Annotated in this window: 20 protein-coding genes and 1 tRNA gene; 17 read left to right on the top strand and 4 right to left on the bottom strand. The window is 49.4% G+C overall.

What is annotated here, in order from left to right; translation table 11 throughout:
- Positions 1-94: 94 nt before the first annotated feature.
- The 4 genes from ABNS49_RS03910 to ABNS49_RS03895 all read left to right on the top strand — a co-directional run bounded on the left by ABNS49_RS03910 (position 95) and on the right by ABNS49_RS03895 (position 2779).
- Positions 95-1063 (top strand): magnesium transporter CorA family protein, encoded by a 969-nt coding sequence (locus ABNS49_RS03910; protein WP_135979675.1) that lies wholly within the window; start codon positions 95-97, stop codon positions 1061-1063.
- 97 nt (positions 1064-1160) lie between these two features.
- On the top strand, positions 1161-2036 hold the full coding sequence (locus tag ABNS49_RS03905; protein WP_348687933.1) for a sugar phosphate isomerase/epimerase family protein: 876 nt from the start codon (positions 1161-1163) through the stop codon (positions 2034-2036).
- Between the two features lie 73 nt (positions 2037-2109).
- Complete coding sequence (locus tag ABNS49_RS03900) at positions 2110-2289, top strand: hypothetical protein (RefSeq protein WP_135979673.1); 180 nt, start codon at positions 2110-2112, stop codon at positions 2287-2289.
- Positions 2290-2356: 67 nt separating this feature from the next.
- Positions 2357-2779: a hypothetical protein gene (locus ABNS49_RS03895; protein WP_135979672.1), complete on the top strand. Its 423-nt coding sequence runs from the start codon at positions 2357-2359 to the stop codon at positions 2777-2779.
- 98 nt (positions 2780-2877) lie between these two features.
- Here the strand turns inward: ABNS49_RS03895 and ABNS49_RS03890 are convergent.
- A tRNA-Glu gene (locus ABNS49_RS03890) sits at positions 2878-2952 on the bottom strand.
- A 75-nt stretch (positions 2953-3027) separates the two neighbouring features.
- Positions 3028-3729: a S24 family peptidase gene (locus tag ABNS49_RS03885; RefSeq protein ID WP_168353541.1), complete on the bottom strand. Its 702-nt coding sequence runs from the start codon at positions 3727-3729 to the stop codon at positions 3028-3030.
- Between the two features lie 276 nt (positions 3730-4005).
- Here ABNS49_RS03885 and ABNS49_RS03880 point away from each other — a divergent pair, with 276 nt between their 5' ends.
- From ABNS49_RS03880 to ABNS49_RS03845, 8 genes are all read left to right on the top strand, one after another.
- Positions 4006-4182 (top strand): hypothetical protein, encoded by a 177-nt coding sequence (locus ABNS49_RS03880; RefSeq protein ID WP_168353540.1) that lies wholly within the window; start codon positions 4006-4008, stop codon positions 4180-4182.
- 76 nt (positions 4183-4258) lie between these two features.
- A complete protein-coding gene (locus tag ABNS49_RS03875) occupies positions 4259-4510 on the top strand; it encodes a hypothetical protein (protein ID WP_135979670.1) in 252 nt (83 codons plus the stop codon).
- A 137-nt stretch (positions 4511-4647) separates the two neighbouring features.
- The gene (locus ABNS49_RS03870) at positions 4648-6738 is read left to right on the top strand and encodes a sodium-translocating pyrophosphatase (protein ID WP_277820767.1); all 2091 of its coding nucleotides are present in this window, start codon (positions 4648-4650) and stop codon (positions 6736-6738) included.
- Between the two features lie 92 nt (positions 6739-6830).
- Positions 6831-8735 carry a PRD domain-containing protein gene (locus tag ABNS49_RS03865; RefSeq protein WP_288341545.1) on the top strand — a complete coding sequence of 635 codons (1905 nt, stop codon included), beginning with the start codon at positions 6831-6833 and terminating at the stop codon, positions 8733-8735.
- Positions 8736-9154: 419 nt separating this feature from the next.
- Positions 9155-9463 (top strand): PTS sugar transporter subunit IIB, encoded by a 309-nt coding sequence (locus ABNS49_RS03860; protein WP_135979668.1) that lies wholly within the window; start codon positions 9155-9157, stop codon positions 9461-9463.
- Positions 9464-9536: 73 nt separating this feature from the next.
- Positions 9537-10787: a PTS sugar transporter subunit IIC gene (locus ABNS49_RS03855; RefSeq protein WP_277820766.1), complete on the top strand. Its 1251-nt coding sequence runs from the start codon at positions 9537-9539 to the stop codon at positions 10785-10787.
- A 35-nt stretch (positions 10788-10822) separates the two neighbouring features.
- Positions 10823-11152 carry a PTS lactose/cellobiose transporter subunit IIA gene (locus ABNS49_RS03850; protein WP_135979666.1) on the top strand — a complete coding sequence of 110 codons (330 nt, stop codon included), beginning with the start codon at positions 10823-10825 and terminating at the stop codon, positions 11150-11152.
- 101 nt (positions 11153-11253) lie between these two features.
- The gene (locus tag ABNS49_RS03845) at positions 11254-11820 is read left to right on the top strand and encodes a hypothetical protein (protein ID WP_135979665.1); all 567 of its coding nucleotides are present in this window, start codon (positions 11254-11256) and stop codon (positions 11818-11820) included.
- Here ABNS49_RS03845 and ABNS49_RS03840 read toward each other — a convergent pair.
- Positions 11817-12374, bottom strand: coding sequence for a hypothetical protein (locus ABNS49_RS03840; protein WP_135979664.1), 558 nt, complete (start codon positions 12372-12374; stop codon positions 11817-11819). The genes ABNS49_RS03845 and ABNS49_RS03840 overlap by 4 nt on opposite strands.
- 183 nt (positions 12375-12557) lie before the next feature.
- On the opposite strand from ABNS49_RS03840, the gene ABNS49_RS03835 reads away from it, so the two are divergent.
- The 5 genes from ABNS49_RS03835 to ABNS49_RS03815 all read left to right on the top strand — a co-directional run bounded on the left by ABNS49_RS03835 (position 12558) and on the right by ABNS49_RS03815 (position 16060).
- Positions 12558-13094: a hypothetical protein gene (locus tag ABNS49_RS03835; RefSeq protein ID WP_135979663.1), complete on the top strand. Its 537-nt coding sequence runs from the start codon at positions 12558-12560 to the stop codon at positions 13092-13094.
- Positions 13095-13105: 11 nt separating this feature from the next.
- Positions 13106-13672, top strand: a complete 567-nt coding sequence (locus tag ABNS49_RS03830) for a hypothetical protein (protein WP_135979662.1) — start codon at positions 13106-13108, stop codon at positions 13670-13672.
- A 116-nt stretch (positions 13673-13788) separates the two neighbouring features.
- On the top strand, positions 13789-14097 hold the full coding sequence (locus ABNS49_RS03825) for a PTS sugar transporter subunit IIB (RefSeq protein WP_135979661.1): 309 nt from the start codon (positions 13789-13791) through the stop codon (positions 14095-14097).
- A 66-nt stretch (positions 14098-14163) separates the two neighbouring features.
- On the top strand, positions 14164-15063 hold the full coding sequence (locus ABNS49_RS03820) for an ROK family protein (protein WP_135979660.1): 900 nt from the start codon (positions 14164-14166) through the stop codon (positions 15061-15063).
- A 253-nt stretch (positions 15064-15316) separates the two neighbouring features.
- Positions 15317-16060: a DeoR/GlpR family DNA-binding transcription regulator gene (locus ABNS49_RS03815; RefSeq protein WP_135979659.1), complete on the top strand. Its 744-nt coding sequence runs from the start codon at positions 15317-15319 to the stop codon at positions 16058-16060.
- Here ABNS49_RS03815 and ABNS49_RS03810 read toward each other — a convergent pair.
- Positions 16005-17093: a metallophosphoesterase gene (locus ABNS49_RS03810; RefSeq protein WP_168353539.1), complete on the bottom strand. Its 1089-nt coding sequence runs from the start codon at positions 17091-17093 to the stop codon at positions 16005-16007. The two genes, ABNS49_RS03815 and ABNS49_RS03810, sit on opposite strands and share 56 nt — an antisense overlap.
- Positions 17094-17100: the final 7 nt, after the last annotated feature.

Below are 17100 nucleotides of genomic sequence, written 5' to 3'. Positions count from 1 at the left end.
TGCACGTATGTCTCCAGACCCGCATGAGCGAATTGAACAAAACAGCAACCAGACGGAGGCATGTGCATGACCTCCGAAAGCAAGGAGGTACAAAGTGTTAGAATTTTACAAGACGAATGAACAAGGCGTGACGGCCAGAATCGAATCCCCGGAACCGGGATGCTGGGTCAACGCGATCGCGCCAACGTATGAGGAACGAAACTATTTGATTGAGAAAATCGGTGTTTTGCCCGAGTTTGTCAAGTCCTCGCTGGATGAGGAGGAAAGCGCCCATATCGACTACGACGACGATGTCGACCAGACGCTTGTGATTTTTGACTACCCGAACATGAACGAGGAGGAAGATCCGATCAACCGCCCTCAAAAGGAAAAAGAGCTGACGCTCCAGTATATGACGCTGCCGCTGGGTGTCGTTATTTTAAAGGGCTATATTGTCACGATTAGCTTGTATGAAAACAACAATGTCAACGACTTGGCTTCAGGACGGGTCAAAGGTCTGGATACGAAGCTGAAAACGCGGTTTTTACTGCTGCTTTTGCTCCGGATTTCCCAGCGCTATTTGATTTATTTGCGCCAAATCGACCGGCTGTCGTCGCGGACGGAAAAAAAGCTGTATCAGACGCCCGACAACAAGGAGCTGATCGACATGCTTGGGCTGGAAAAGTCGCTCGTCTACTTTTCGACTTCGCTGAAGTCGGATGAGCTGACGCTTTCCAAGATCATGCGCGGACGGCAAATCAAGCTGTACGAGGACGACGAGGACTTGCTTGAGGACGTCATGATCGAGATCAAGCAGGCGGTGGAGATGTGTAGCATTTACTCGGGCATTTTGTCGAGCACGATGGACACGTTCGCCAACGTCATTTCGAACAACTTGAACTTTATCATGCAAATTTTGACGGTAATTACCATCGTTATGGCGATTCCGAACATGATTTTTGGCTTTTACGGCATGAACGTGAAAGACTTGCTGTTTCCGTTCGCCTGGTTCCCGCTGCTGCTGGCGGTGATCGCCTGCGTCTGCGCGATTTTTATCTTTAAGAAAAAAGACATGTTCCATTGATGAATCTTTGGCGGCTGCTCCTTGAGCATTCGCTTTTTTTATTATGGACAAAAACGATATATAGATATATCATTTAAGAAAAGGGAGAGGTGGAAGTATGAGATATTCGATCATTACCGATCAGGTGGACGAGGATTTGGAACGGGCGCTGGCGAAAATCCAAAGCGAAGGCTTGCGCGAGGTAGAACTGCACAACGTGTTTGGCAAAACGATCGAGCAGTGTGACGACGAGGAAGTGGAGCGGATCCGGACGCTGCTCAAACAGTACGGGATGCGTGTCAGCTCGATCGCGTCGACGATTTTCTTTTTGTGCCCGCTGTACGAGGGCGATCAGGTGAGTTTGTTCAATCCTTCTTTTTATATGATCGAGGGCGATGCCGACGCGCATTTGGAGTACGCTCGCCGCGCGTGCCGCATCGCGAAGGCGCTCGGGGCGCCGGTTGTGCGGGCGTTTCCGTTTCGGGCACCCGACAACCGGAAGGGGCCGTATGGAACCGACGAGGATTTTGAACGGATCGTAGCGCAAATGCGGCGGCTGGCGGCGATCGCGGAAGAGGAGAGAGTCGTGATCGCGATTGAAAACTGCCCGTATTCTCATTTGCCAAAGGGGGAAATGACGCTTAAATTGTGGAAGGCGGTTCAAAGTGACTGGATTCGTCTGCTTTGGGATCCGGCCAACTCGTTCCGGGCCGAAATCAAGCAGGTGCCCGGACAATACCAGTCCTGGACGCTGGAAGAGGAGGCGAAACGACTGCTTCCGATGATCGCCCACATTCACATCAAAGACTACTCGATCGACGTTTCCCAGGCGAAGCCGTTTGTCCATGAGGTGCTTGGACAAGGGGACATCGACTTTCCGGCTGTGCTTCGTGTTTTAAAGGAGGGCGGATACACGGGGGCGCTTTCGCTGGAGCCGGAAGTCGACGCAGAAGGCGCGATCGAGTGCATTCGTCAATTAAAAGCGATGACTTAATTGTGAAAAAAATAACAAATAACTTGCTTCTTATACCGGAATCCGTATACTAAGGGTATGAGGAGCGAGACATATGGTGATTTCTAGAGAAGACTTGATTCGTGATTTTGAAAAGATCCTGCCAAGGCTGGACGAGGAGGAAGTGTTTATTCTTCAGGGCGGCCACATCGTGGCGAAGCTGTGTGTCCCGTGCGGACCGGGATCGCAGGATGAAAAAGTGGAAATGCGTTCCATGCGGACGATGAATCTTTGAGGTTGACAGGCGTTACATTTCACGCCTGTTTTTTTTCAGTGTAAGATATTTACGAAAGGATTGGTAAATGTCTATGGAAGCGAAAGGAAGTACCTTGCTGAAGGTCGTTGGCTATATTTTTGTGATTTTAGGTATTTTGTCGCTGTGCATTCAAATTGGCGGCTTGATTTCGGACGATATCATCGCCACGGTGCAGGGAAGCGTCATTGGCGAGCTGTTTATTTTGGATTCGGGCACGCTGGCTGTCGGCATGCTCGTTTCGGTTGCTGAACTGGCAGCTGGCTATATGGCGGTGAAAATGGCGTCGAACCTTTTGTACGCGAGAACGTTGCGTTACTACGGAATCGGCCTGCTTGTGTTGTTTGTCGTGGAGGCTTTGTTTTACTTTGGCGCCAATGGCAACGTGAGCTGGATCGCGTACGGGATCTTGTTCGTGCTGTCGGCGTTGTATGTGATTGGCGCCTGGATGAACGAGAAAGCGGCGAAGTAAAAGGACAACGATGAGGCGGTGAAACGAAGGCGGATCCGCTTTTTTTGTGTCGAAACGAAAAAAAAACTTCACGAATTTCGTGAAGTGAATTGATAAAATGGCAGCGCGTACGGGGTTCGAACCCGTGATACAGCCTTGAGAGGGCTGTGGCTTAACCGCTTGCCGAACGCGCCATGTGCATAAACGATTTTAGCACAGGAAGAAAAAAAAAGATACCTCTTTTGGCATCTTTTTTTACTTTTTTTTGATTAAATAGCGCCAAGCACTTTGCCGACGCAGCGGATATCCATGCCCGGCGTGAATTCGATGTCCGGATATTCCGGATTTAAAGAGTGCAGGGAATTGGCGCGGTACTCTTTGATGAACGAGTTGCCGTCAATGATGAAGATCCCGATCTCGCCGATGTTGACCGAAGGCTGGGACGCGATCTTGACGAGATCGCCATCCATGTATTTTGGTTCCATACTGTGCCCGTCGACCCGCAGCACGTAGTCGATCTTCCGGTTGAGCGCGGTATCCGGCAGCTCGATCGTTTCCTGTTCGACGTCGTCGCCCAGATAGTTTCCGGCGCCAGCCGCCGGAGAAACCTGGAAAAACGGAATCGAAAGCGATTGCGGCAGATCCAGATTTTCCGGATTGGAGTGGTCGAGGATCTTGTTGATCATCTCGTCCACGAGGTTTTGCTGCCAGGGCTCCAGCGCCCGGAACTTTTCGATGTGGTAGCGCTCGACTTCCGAAAGCGACTTGCCGTCGTCCTCCCAGTCCATGATGCTGTTCGGCGTCGTGTCCAGGATCCGGCACAAGCTTAAAATCGTGTCGGCGTCCGGCTTGTTGTCGCCCCGCTCCCAGTTGGAGATCACGTTTTTCGTCTTTCCAAGCATTTTCGCGAGTTCGCCCTGCGTGATCTTTTTCTTTTTACGTGATTTTTTGATTTGTTGTGGTAATGCCATGATGCACATTGCCGTATTCATTCGCAAGGCGTCGGCGAACGAATGCGGCGCCTCCTTTCTATTTTTGTCGATCGTTTCGTTGCCAGGAGTCGCATTTTCGGTTCCGGATCCGAAAAATATAGACTTTTCCTGTTTTAATACTATCAAAACAGGGCACAGAAGTCTATAAAAAATCAGAAAAAATGAGACGTTCCATATTGCACCGCCACAAAAACTGTGTTAATATCCATTTGCACAGAAAAAATGGTAAAAAGCCATTGGAAAGGAAGCGTAATTATGAGTTATGAGTTTATGGATATGATCAATGATCATGTGGAAACCCGTCTTCAAGATGAGCAGGAGCGGCTTGTGAAGCAGGAGCGCGCCAAAGAGCTTCGCACCCACCAGATCGTTTTCGCCATTTGTTCCTCGGTGTTTTTTCTGCTGACTTTTCTTTTGGAAACGCCGCATTAGCGAGGAAAAAAGCATGGGGTTTGCCTGCGGTTCTGGTTTTGGGTATGATGAAACCATGAAAAAGGAGGCGTTTCCCATGTCATTAAAAACCCATTTGGATGCGATTCGCGAATACGGACACAAGATTGGTCCGGCGGAAGTCAACACCAACACCGCGCCGGTGGAATACTATGTCGAGGACGAGAAAGGGCGCCGCACCCCGATCACCAACAACGAGGCGCTGCAATTTATCGCCAACGCGAAGATGGACGATCCGGCCGGGGGCATCAACACGTACGATAATTATACGAAACTCTTTACTATTTTAGGTATTCGTCCAAAATGGTAATCAAAGCCGATTTCTTTGGAAATCGGTTTTTTTGTGGGAAAATAGCGGAAAAACCATTCTTGAAACCGTTTACAGTTTTATGAAAAGGGTATACAATACTAAATATCTTTGAGTAGAGAAAGGAAGAGGAAAAGGTTATGGAGTTTGATTCTTCAAAAATGGTCACGTTTTTATTGATCGTGATCGCAGTCGCGCTGTTGGCGCTTGTGTACGCCGCTAACTTGTTTGTGACCGTCAAACGCGAAAGCTCGGGCAACAAACGAATGAAAGCGCTCAGCTCGTACATTCATGAAGGGGCGATGGCCTTCCTGAAAAGAGAGTACAAAATCATTATCATTTTCATCGTAATCGTCGCGCTGCTGCTGACAGGACTTGGATTCATTCCGTCGCTGCAAGGCATCGACGGCGTGGGAATCAACGGCGCGATCTGTTTCGTGATCGGCGCGTTGAGCAGCGGTCTGGCCGGCTTTATCGGCATGCAGGCGGCGACGATGGCCAACGCGAAGGTGGCGCAGGCGGCCCGCGAAAACGGCATGTCCAAAGCGCTGAATGTCGCCTTTAACGGCGGTTCCGTTCTTGGAATCAGCGTGGTTGGCTTTGGCTTGTTTGGATTGGCCTTGCTGTATGTGGTCTTCACCTACGTTCTGGGCGATCCGATCCAGGCGGTTCCGGTCGTGGCCGGCTACAGTCTTGGCTGCTCGTTTATCGCTTTGTTCGCCCGTGTCGGCGGTGGAATTTACACGAAGGCGGCCGATGTCGGCGCGGATCTTGTTGGAAAAGTGGAAGCGGGAATTCCGGAAGACGATCCAAGAAACCCGGCGGTTATCGCGGACAATGTCGGCGACAACGTCGGCGATATCGCGGGCATGGGCTCCGATTTGACGGAATCGTACGTTGGCGCGATCGTGTCGGCCATCTCGCTGGGACTGACCGTCACGATTCTTGGCGAGAACTACACGCTCCAGGCGGCTTTGTTCCCGTTTGTGGTGGCGGCTGTCGGCATTATCGCCTCGATTTTGGCGCAGCTGTTCGTGCGGATGAAATCGTGGGACAACCCGCAAAAGGCGCTGTCGATCGCGACATACGTGGCGACGGGCATCGTCATTATCGCGGCGTTCATGGCAAGCACATGGCTGTTTGGAACGATGAATCCGTTTTTCTCGGTTATGACAGGCTTGATCGTCGGGATCCTGCTTGGAAAAATCGCCGAGTACTACACGTCGGATGAATACCGGAAAGTGAAGGAAATCGCGGCGGAATCCCAGACGGGTCACGCCACGAATATTATTTCCGGGTTCTCGGTTGGAATGGAATCGACGATGCTGACCGTCGTCGTTCTCGTGCTTGGAATCATCTTGTCGTTCATGTTCTTCGACATGTACGGCATCGCGCTGGGCGCTGTCGGCATGTTGTCGACGTGCGGCATCACGGTTTCTGTCGACGCGTACGGGCCAATCGCGGACAACGCGGGTGGCATCGCCGAAATGGCGGAGCTGGATCCGGGTGTGCGCAAGATCACGGACCGTCTGGATTCGGTTGGAAACACGACCGCGGCGATGGGAAAAGGCTTCTGTATCGGCTCGGCGGCGTTTACGGCGCTGGCGATGATTGTCGCGTTCGCCGAGGCGGCCAACTTGTCCGTTATCTCGCTTTTGCAGCCGGGCGTTTTGGTCGGTTTGCTGTTTGGGGCGATGCTTCCATACTTCTTCACGTCCTTGACGATTCGCTCGGTTGGAAAAGCGGCCAACCATATGATCAACGAGGTGCGCCGCCAGTTCAAGGCGGATGCCGGCATTATTAAAGGAACGTCCAAACCGGATTACGCGCGCTGCGTCGACATTTCCACGCAGGCGGCGCTCAAGGAAATGGTCGTGCCGGGCTGCATCGCCATCGTTTCGCCGGTGCTGGTGGGCGTGCTGCTTGGATGCGAAGGCCTTGGCGGCATGCTGCTGGGGGCGCTTATCTCGGCCATCATGCTGGCTGTGTTTATGGCCAATTCCGGCGGCGCGTGGGACAACGCGAAGAAATTTATCGAGAGCGGCCAGTTTGGCGGCAAAGGCTCGGATACCCACAAGGCGGCGGTTACGGGCGATACGGTCGGCGATCCATTCAAGGATACGGCGGGACCGGCGATGGATATTTTGATCAAATTGATGTCTGTCATTTCCTTGATGCTCGCGCCGGTTCTCGTGCAAATGGAACCGTTGCTCAGCTTCCTGTTCAAGTAATGAAAAAGATAGAAAGACCGATCTGTCGGTCTTTTTTTCAATTCTATTTTTTGATACGATAATGACAACGGAACAGAAAGAGAGGAGAGGTCATGATGATGGGGGTGCGGTTGCAGGAGTTGTTCAATTTGATGAGTCAAAATGAATACCGGTCAGCCACATATTTTGCGCAACGTTTGAATGTCAGCTTGAAAACCGTGCGAAACGATATAAAAAAGCTGGATTGTATTTTGAATCACCATGGCGCGTCGATCGAATCGAAGGCGCACAATGGGTATCGGATGGTGGTGGAAGAGCCGGAAGCGTTTGAGGAATGGTTCAACAAAAATGTGGAGGAACGGCCGGTGGAAGGACAAAACCGGAACGTGGTCGTGCTTGAAAAGCTGTTGAACGCCCATGGCTTTGTGAAAATCGACGATTTATGCGAAATGCTGTACATTTCCAGAACGAGCATATCCGCCTCGCTGCGACAAATCGAGGACATGCTCAAAGAGTACCGGCTGAAAATCATTCGCAAGCCGGCGTGCGGGATCCGAATCGAGGGCGAGGAGTTCGACATCCGGCGTCTTCTTTGCTATTGCCAGCTCAAATACCATTTTTTTGACAATGAACGCGTCGACGCCAATTCCGATTCGGTGTGGCTTGGCCAGACAATCGTTTCTTTGCTGAACAAATACGACTTGCATTTGTCGGAAGTCGCGCTTGATAATTTCGCGAACTATGTATACGTGGGGATGAAACGGATTTTGAGCGGTTATATCGTCAATTTGAATTTGAACGTGGAAAGCTTTAGTGCGATTGGCATTAAGGAATCGTCTTTTTGCAACGAGCTGGTCGAGCTGCTGGAATCGCAGTTTGGCGTGACGTATACGGCCGACGAGAAAAACTATATTTTGCTGTATTTGGGCGGCAAGCAAATGACCGCGGGCGGCAACTATCCAATCGAAAGCGACGACAACTTTATTTTCAATCGCGAAATCGACCAGCTTTCCTACGACATGATCGAGCTCATACGGCGGGAGTTCCAAATTTCGTTTTCCAACAATTTCGAGCTACGGATGACATTGAACCGCCATCTTGTCCCGTTCGACATTCGAATGAAGTACGGCTTGCCGCTGACGAATCCGATGATTGACGAAATCAAGAAAAACTACTCGCTGGCGTACGACATGGCTATTCGCGCGTCGAGCATTTTGAAGAAGCATTATAAAACCGACCTTTCCGAGGACGAGATCGGCTATTTGGCGCTGATTTTCGCGCTGCAAATCGACAAGGATTCAAACGATCCAATTAAGAAGTCGAACGTTTTGATCGTATCGAACGCCAATTCGTCGACGATGAACGTGTTCAAGCAAAAATACGAGCAGGCGTTTTTCTCGTCCATCAACCATTTGTATGTGTCGGATTCGCTCGGCTTGCGCAATTTCGATTTTTCGCTTGTCGACTACGTGTTCACGACCGTGCCGATCTTGATCGAGATTCCGAAACCGATTTTCGAAATCAACTCGTTTATGGAAGGAAACGACATGCAAAGCATCGAGGAGGCGCTTTGGCGCGCCGAGTCCAACGAGCTCCGTCGCTTTTACACGCCGAAGCGGTTTTTGACGAACTTGAAAGGGCGCGATAAAAACGCGATCCTGAAGGAAATGTGCGAAATCGTGGAAAGTCAGGAAACTGTGTCGAGCGACTTTTATGAACTGGTCATGGCGCGTGAGGAATATCCGCATATGATGTACAAAAATCAAATCGCGCTGCCGCATCCAAACCGGATTTGCTCGACATACACGTTCGCGTACATCGCCGTTCTGGACGAGCCGATTGAATGGAACGACGAAATGATCCGTGTCGTTTTGCTGTCGTCGCCCGGATCCCAGGACAGCAAGAACCGGCAGAAGTTTTACGAGCTAACAGCCCGCTTCGCCCTGGACCATGAAGCGGTCGCCTCCTTGATAGAGGATCCGCAATTTACCAAATTTATCGAACTGCTGGGGATATAATAAAAGCCGCTTTGCACGAGCAGGGCGGTTTTTTTTGTGGTAAGCCGCAAAAAGATAGTGTATTTTTATAACGTTTTATTGCCACATATGGCAGGCAGTTTCAGGGAAAAATAGAAAACGGAAGAAAAAGGAAACTTTCAGGAGAACGAAATGTGGTAATTTGTAACGTGGTCGAAACATTGTGTGAAAAATCGTGATAAAAATCGAAAAAAAATGTAGAATTTATCAGATTTCATAGGTATAATTGCATTGTAAACGGTTGCTTACCATATTGAATGTGGCAAATGTTTCTATGGTGATTTTGCATCCATTGCATATAATAAATGGTGTGAGGCAAGGTAAAGCGCTCACATTTCTGGAGGTAGTGACCATATAGTATCTATGTGGTACAAATAAAAAGTAGAAAGGAGAGAAGAAATATGTTAACTGTAAGATTGTTCTGTGCTGCTGGAATGTCAACAAGCTTGCTGGTGAACAAGATGATCGAGGAAGCCAAAAAAGAAGGCAAGGAAGTGGATATCGTCGCATATCCTGTCAACGAACTTGACCGCCGTCTGGATGGCGTGGATGTCGCTCTGCTTGGACCGCAAGTTGGTTACATGAAGAAAAAAGCACAAAAGATCGCCGGTGACGCGGGAGTTCCTCTCGATGTGATCCCAATGGCTGACTATGGACGCTGCAACGGAAAAGCGGTTCTTGGGCTCGCTGAAAAACTGGCTAAAAAATAAGTAAAAGAAAAAAAGGAAAATAGGAGAGAAAAAGATGAGTGAATTTATTAATGATAAAGTCATACCTCCAGTGATGGGCTTTATCAACACGAAACCTATGCAGGCGTTGAAAGACGGTTTGCTGTATTCGATGCCATTGATGATCGTAGGTTCTGTATTCTTGCTTTTGCAACAGTTCCCAATTTCTGCAGTTGGTGACTTTCTGACCAGTGTTGGTTTGTACGACATCTTCACGACGACGTACGCGAACACATTCAACATTATGTCTTTGATCGCTGCTATGGGTATCGCCTACACCTACGCGAAAAACGAAGGATTCGAAGGTATGCCGGCCGCGGTTATCTCGCTGTCTGTTTGGCTGATGTCCCAGCCTCAGTCGGTTATGTTCAACGACGAAGCCGTTGGAAGCGTCATCGACCGTACTTGGCTTGCCGGTCAAGGTATGGTTGGCGCCCTGATCTTCGGTGTCATCGTTGGTATGATTTACTGCTGGTTCCTGAAAAAGGACATCACGATCAAAATGCCTGCCGGCGTGCCTCAAGGTGTTGCCAACGCGTTTACGGCGTTGATTCCAGCCGCGGTTATCATCGTTGGATGGACGGCTATCGTTTACGTCGTTGAATTGGCCGCTGGTACGACGGTCATGGAATTGGTTTACAGCGCGATCCAGGCTCCGCTGCAAGGCTTGACGGACAACCTGGGTGGTGTTATCGCTCACCAGTTCCTCGTTACGTTCCTGTGGTGGTTTGGTATCCACGGTGCGACGGTTGTCGGCGGTGTCATGGGTGGTATCCTGACAGCCAACGTTTCGGACAACCAGGCGATTCTCGACTCCGGTCGCGAACTGACGGTTGCCAACGGTGGACATATCTTCACTTCGCAGCTGATTGACCAGTTCTGTACAGTAACCGGTTCCGGTTTGACTCTTGGTCTTGTTGTTTACTTGTGCTTCTTCGCCAAATCCGAGCAGTTGAAGTCCATTGGTAAACTCGGTTTGGGCCCAGGCGTCTTCAATATCAACGAGCCGATCCTGTTCGGTACGCCAATCGTATTGAACCCGATGCTCGCGGTTCCGTTTATCTTGACTCCGGTACTGTCCGGTGCCTTGACTTATCTGCTCATCCAATGGGGCATCCTGCCGATGTTTACCGGTGTCGTTGTTCCTTGGACAACCCCTCCAATCATTTCCGGTCTGTTGGTTAACGGATGGAAAACGATGGTATGGCAGGCAATCGTCATTGTGGGATCGTTCTTCACGTACTTCCCATTCATCAAGATGTACGACAACCAGCTGTATAAAGAAGAGCAGGAAGCCGCTGAATAAAAACACAAATTACATTATTATAAGGAGAAATAAAGATGGAAGGTTTAGAATTAATCTGTTTCCAAATCATCTCTGCATCCGGTGGAGCGAAATCCGCGTACATGGCTGCTTTGGAAGCTGCGAAAGAAGGCAACTACGAAGAAGCTGAAAACATGATCAAGGAAGGCGACGAAATGTTGAACCAGGGTCATGCACCGCACGCGACACTCGTTCAGCAGGAAGCAGCCGGCAATTCTCCGGAAGTTTCTTTGATCCTGATCCACGCGGAAGACCAGATGATGGGTGCTGAAACGTTCAAAGCGATGGTTGAGCAGATGATCGACGTGTACAAAGAAATTGATGCTTTGAAAGCGAAGCTTGCTTAATAAAATGAAAGAGATCCAATACGAGGATCTCTTTTTTTTATGGTTATATGATTCGATAAACGGAAATGGAAAGAATAATATAGAAGCAGAAGGAGAAATGTATGCTCAGACGATTTTATTATTCGGATTTATTTATCGACGGACAGGAAATCACGCCGTATTATATGCCGCAGTTTATTTTATCCCTTGGAAAGTCAAAGCCATCTCCCGGTTTTCCGTTTATTTACAGCTGTAACGTGACTGACCGGGGCATTGAGCTCCACAGTTTGCCGTATCCAAAAATCGGCCACGACATCGCGTACAAAGACATCAAATACATTGACTTGTATGTCGTAAAACGCGTATGGGGTATAGCATGGACAATGCTGATCGCGCCTGAGTTCAATCTGGATTTGATCGTCCACACATACGATCATGATGAGGAAATCGAAATTCCCGCCTGTTTTGAGGGAAAAAGGATGTGCGAAAAGATTCGGGAAAACGGTGTGCCCGTTTACGACCGGTTTCATATTTACGAACAGTTCCCGGACGCCCAGTCATTTCGGGCTGGTTTTGCACAACATTTCCTTGAGTGCTATCCGGCTTTGGCCGAAAAATACAATTTAGATGATCCAAGGATGGGCTTTAAAAAGTCGGTTTCTTTAAAGGAAATTTGGAAGAAACGCTAAAGGCGCTGTCTTGCGGTAAAGCCGATGCGCGGGTCGTCGAGCCCGTATTCGGCTGCCAGCGCGTGGTAATGCTCGTCGAAATAGCTGGCGAAGTCTTTCTTGAACGACTCTTCATTTGTAAAGCGCTCGAACACGCCAAACGCGTCATGGACATAAATATGGTTTTCTTTCAAACGCTGTATCGCTTCCACAAAGGAATATGTGGCGGGAAACTCGATTTCCAGTTTTGGATCGTCCCGTCCGTTGTCTTTTAAATGCACGACAAGATCGAAATTGTAGTAGGGAACGAGCATTGAAAGGAAAGTTCCACCTTCCCATTTTCGTCGAATCACGAACAGTTCTATGCTTCCGATTTCGGTATAGGGGATGTTTTTTCTCTGATTTGGCTTCGTCAGTCGTGTCAGTTCCAAGCTGTCCAGTGTGAAATGACAAACGGTTTGCATACCGAAAACGGCAGGCAGAAAATAAAAAGGGACAACGAGAATCAAGCTGGCATTGCTTGTTTTGCGCTTGGTGTCGATCCAGAGGTTGCCATAGTAAAATTCGTTAAGCATAAAAAGAACCTTCTTTCTTTTTTTCCACCATAGCACGTTTGAAAGCGGTTGACAAACGTTTTCATCTTTTTCTTCTTTCTCTTATTTTTTCTGATTATTTGATTGTTTGCTAGGATGAATCGCGATATAATAAAAATGGAATTAATATAATCGGAATTTTCTAAATGCAGAGAGGAGAACAAAGTGTTAAAAAACTTTTATTATGTGGACGCGTTTGTAGACGGACAGGAAAAGACGCCCTACTACATTCCGCAATTCATTCTTTCGAATCGAAACGCGCCGCTTGGTTACCCGTTCATTTACGGCTGCGACTTTCGGTATGACGGTTTGTATTTGCATCGGCTGACCAATCCCAACGACCGGTTTTCGATTCCGTATTCCGAAATCAAATGGATCGACTTGTACGTCGTGCGTCGGCGCTGGGGAACGACGATCCTGACGATGATGATTCCGTGCTTCGATTTCGACTTGATCGTCCACACGGAGCATGACGAGTACGAAATCGAGTTTCCGGCCTTCTTTGGATTTCTGGAAGTGATGGAACGTTTGAGAGCGGAAAATATTTATGTGATGGATGTGCTCGACGTGTTTAAACGGTTTCCGGATCAGGAAGCTTTCAAATCATATTTTGGATCGTATTTTGAGAAAAATTATCATACCATCGCCCAAGAACATGGACTAGACGATCCGCGTATTGGCTTTAAGAAAACATCTTGGTAGAAAGGGACAACATGAAACAACGCTATTACTACGCCCAGTTGATGACGGGCAAAAAGAAACGTTCGTACGCGAGCAAGGCGAAAAATTTCACAAAAAAGATTTTCGCGATGTCGGGATTCGCCGTCGACGCGTCGATGAGTATTTCGCATCCGTTCATTCGTGGCTGCGATTTCAAATACAACGAAATCGAGTTGTACCGCATACAGGATCCAAACGATACGATTTCGATTCCGTATTCCGGAATCAAATGGATCGACTTGTACGTCGTGGCCAGACGATGGGCTGGCGGCGGCATGCTCATAGCGCTCAACGTCATGTACAACTTCGATTTGGTCATCCATCTTGAACATGGCGGGGAAATCGAAGTGGAGTTTCCAGCCGACTTCGCGTTTAAGAAAATCATGGAAGAGCTGCGACCCGCCAGCGTGCCGGTCATCGATGTCTTCGACGTGTTTGTCCATTTCCCGGACGAAAAGACATTCAAGAAGGAGTTTCCGACTTATTTTGGTGAGCATTACCACGATTTGGCGATGCAGTACGGCCTCGAAGATCCGCGCGTGACATTCAATCCAATGTAAAGCCAATCATTATAGCATTCCTTTTGCGATTAAGGTTGTGTTTTGCCATAGTTTGAGGTAAAATTCTCATAGAAAGCGATTACATTTTGGAAAAATGAAATCAAAAGGAGGATATTATGTTAACTATTAGATTGTTCTGCGCCGCAGGCATGTCGACGAGCCTTCTCGTGAATAAAATGATCGAAGAGGCGAAAAAAGAAGGAAAAGAAGTGGATATCGTGGCATATCCGGTCAACGAGCTGGATCGTCGTCTGGCGGGTGTTGACGCCGCTTTGCTGGGACCACAAGTTGGGTATATGAAGAAAAAAGCGCAAAAGATCGCCGGAGACGCGGGTGTGCCTCTTGATGTAATTCCAATGGCTGACTATGGACGCTGCAACGGAAAAGCCGTATTGGAACTGGCGGAAAAACTGGCCGCAAAATAAACAAACGAAGGAAGAAAAAATGCTCAAATGTCGAATCTGAGCATTTTTTAAAAGAAAGGAAATTTTATGTTAGATTTAGGCATTGATATTGGAGGAACCTTTATTAAATACGCCGTCGTGGACGACGAAAACAACATCGTGCGGCGCTGGAAACGCGAAACGATCCCGTGCGACACGGCCGCGGCGTTTTACGACTACTTGTGCGCGGATTTGCCGGTCGAAAACATTCGCTACGTCGGTGTGAGCGTGCCTGGCGTCATCGCGCCCGATTCGACGATTTTGTCGCAGGCGGCCGCCAATGTGCGCATTACCTACAAAACGAATGTGATCGAGGAAGTGGAAAAACGTCTGCACCGGCCGACGCACGCCTTGAACGACGCCAAGAGCGCCGGTCTTTGCGAGATGCGCATCGGCAACGGCAAAGGCACGTCGTCCAGCGCGTATTTCGTCATTGGAACCGGAATCGGCGGGTGCGTTTGCGATGACCGGCACGTTTGGGAAGGCGTGGATCGAATCGCGGGCGAGTTTTCCAATTTGGCGTGCGGCTTCCACGAAGACGGATCCATCGCGCATTTGTGGGAAATCGCGTCGATGAACGCGCTGATCGACATTTACAATCGCGACGCCAAGGAAGAGGCGAAAAAACGCTACGGGACGGAAATTACCGAGCTTTACCACCAGGGCGATCCTGTCGCCATCCGGGCGCTCGACGAGTGGTGCAAAAACATCTGCCTCGGCTTTGAAACGATTATTTGTTTTTATAACCCCGAAGTGATTTGCGTCGGTGGCGGCATCTCGAAAGAAGACTGGTTCATCGAAAAACTGCGCGACACGATGCGGCAGGAAGCGCTGGGCCGTGCGTTTTCGGACATTTGCACGACGCGCATCGAACGGTGCCTGTATGACAACGACGCCAATTTGCTTGGCGCGATTTTGTTTGCCAGACAAAAACAATCAGAAGCCTAGCCGCTTCTGATTGTTTCTTTTGCTTGCGATTTCGTTCAACTGAAAAAACAGCGCAGCGGCTGTTTTTTATGCTTCGACTCTCTTTTTGAGAAGAAACCAAAGACGATTGTGGGGCTCGTTCTTTTTTTGTATTTTCACTATAAAATGAGCGCCAAGGGAAAACAATCGAATTCACTCTCAACTGGGGAAAAGCAGGATGAAAAAATTGAAAGCCAAAAAAATAAACATTGAAATCAAACGATAGGGTACGATTATGACAAGAAAAAGCGAACAAAGAAGAAAGATAATTTATGAACGAATTCAACGGGAAGGTTCCGTCAAAGTGACGGAATTATCCAACGATTACAATGTTTCCTCCGAAACGATTCGAAAAGATCTCGATGTCTTATGCGAACAAGGCAAGATTGAGAAAAAGCACGGATCGGCCAACCGAATCGACAAGTATTCCCACATTCCGCTGCGCGTCAAACGCGAAGACCACCGCGAGGAAAAAATCCGGATGGCCGCCTGCGCCAGCAAGCTGATCGAGGACTACCAGACGATTTGGCTGGACGCGGGATCCAGCGTGTATACGATGCTGCGGTTTTTAAGTCCCCGAAAAAACCTGACGATCGCCACCAATTCCATCGAAATCGCGACCGCCCTGGCCGGCAGCCACCACCGGCTCATCGTGGTTGGCGGCTTGCTCGAACCCATCGGCCAGTCTCTTGTCGGCCCTTTCGCGAACGAGCAAATCGCCGCGCTCCATTTCGATCTCGCGTTTTTAGGCAGCGATGGATTTAAAAACAGCGAAGGCCCGACGACCTTCGCGTATGAGGAAATTCAAATTAAACGCACCGCGCTCATGCACGCCGCGCGAAGCGTGCTGCTTGTGGACGATTCGAAAACCGAGGTTTGCGCCCCTTATCAATACGCCCGGTTTCGGGAATTCGACACAATCGTCACGACTGCCGATCCGTCGAATTTTCCGGAGCCGGAGAAGGTGATTGTGGCTTAATGTCGACCACGACATATTCGCTCGTTCCCATCGTGCGAGCCGGAAAGCCCCAGGCGTTGACACCCGATGAGGTGATCGCGGTCATCCGCCCCTCGTCGTTGATGCCGTAGCGCAAATCGCAGTTCCAGTACACATCCAGCAAATAGCCAAACGGATACAGCTGGCCGTTGTGGGTATGGCCCGACAACATCAAATCCACTTTTCCGCTGTCCAAAAGCGCTTTTGTATCCACCGGCTGGTGGTCGACAAGCACAGTGAACCGCGCCGGATCGAGGGAGTCGAGCAAATCGGCGGCTTCGAGCCGGGTTTTCAAAGCCGCGTCCTGGCGACCAACGATAGTGATCGAGCCGCACACAGCGGACTCGTCGTTCAAAATCTCAATGCCGGCCTGCCGCAAGGCACGCTCGAAATCGGCCTGGGTGTAGGTTTTCACGCGGCGCTTTGGCTGCAAGTCGTGGTTGCCATAAATGTAAAACACGCGGGCGCGCTCCCGTAGCGGGCGCAAGGACGCCACGCCTTGTTCCATGTCCGCTTTGGATGTTTGCTCATCAAACAAGTCGCCCCCAATCAGGACGATATCCGGATCGGTGCGCGCCATCGAATCGACAAGCTGCGCCAGCGAGGCGCCATCCATACCGTTTGGATAATGCAAGTCCGAAAAAAACAAAAGCCGGGTCGGCGCGATCTTTTTATCGGTTTCCAGCGCGTAGTCCATTTCGACGCGGCGCTGAAAATGCGTGTAGCCATACGCCGTATAGGAAAACGCGGCCGCCACGCAAAGCGCCACCATCCAGAGCCGGAATGGCTTTTTAAGCACCCGGGTCAAAAGCTGGACGAGCAAGGTAAAGACGAGAATGTAGACGACAAACGGAAAATACAGGGAATATTTATACATGCCAGGCACAAGAAAGAGCGTTAAAGCGAGAGCGACGGCTTTCCGGTTCCAGGCTGGACGCGCCCTGGTCACGATTTGAAACAAGTCCCAAATCAAAAACACGACGTACGCGCAAATGAGAATTTGAAAAAATAGCATAGAAACA

It is taken from the genome of uncultured Dubosiella sp. (assembly GCF_964018005.1).
In the GTDB taxonomy this organism is placed as follows: domain Bacteria; phylum Bacillota_I; class Bacilli_A; order Erysipelotrichales; family Erysipelotrichaceae; genus Dubosiella; species Dubosiella muris.
This window is presented reverse-complemented; position numbering and strand designations above follow the sequence as displayed.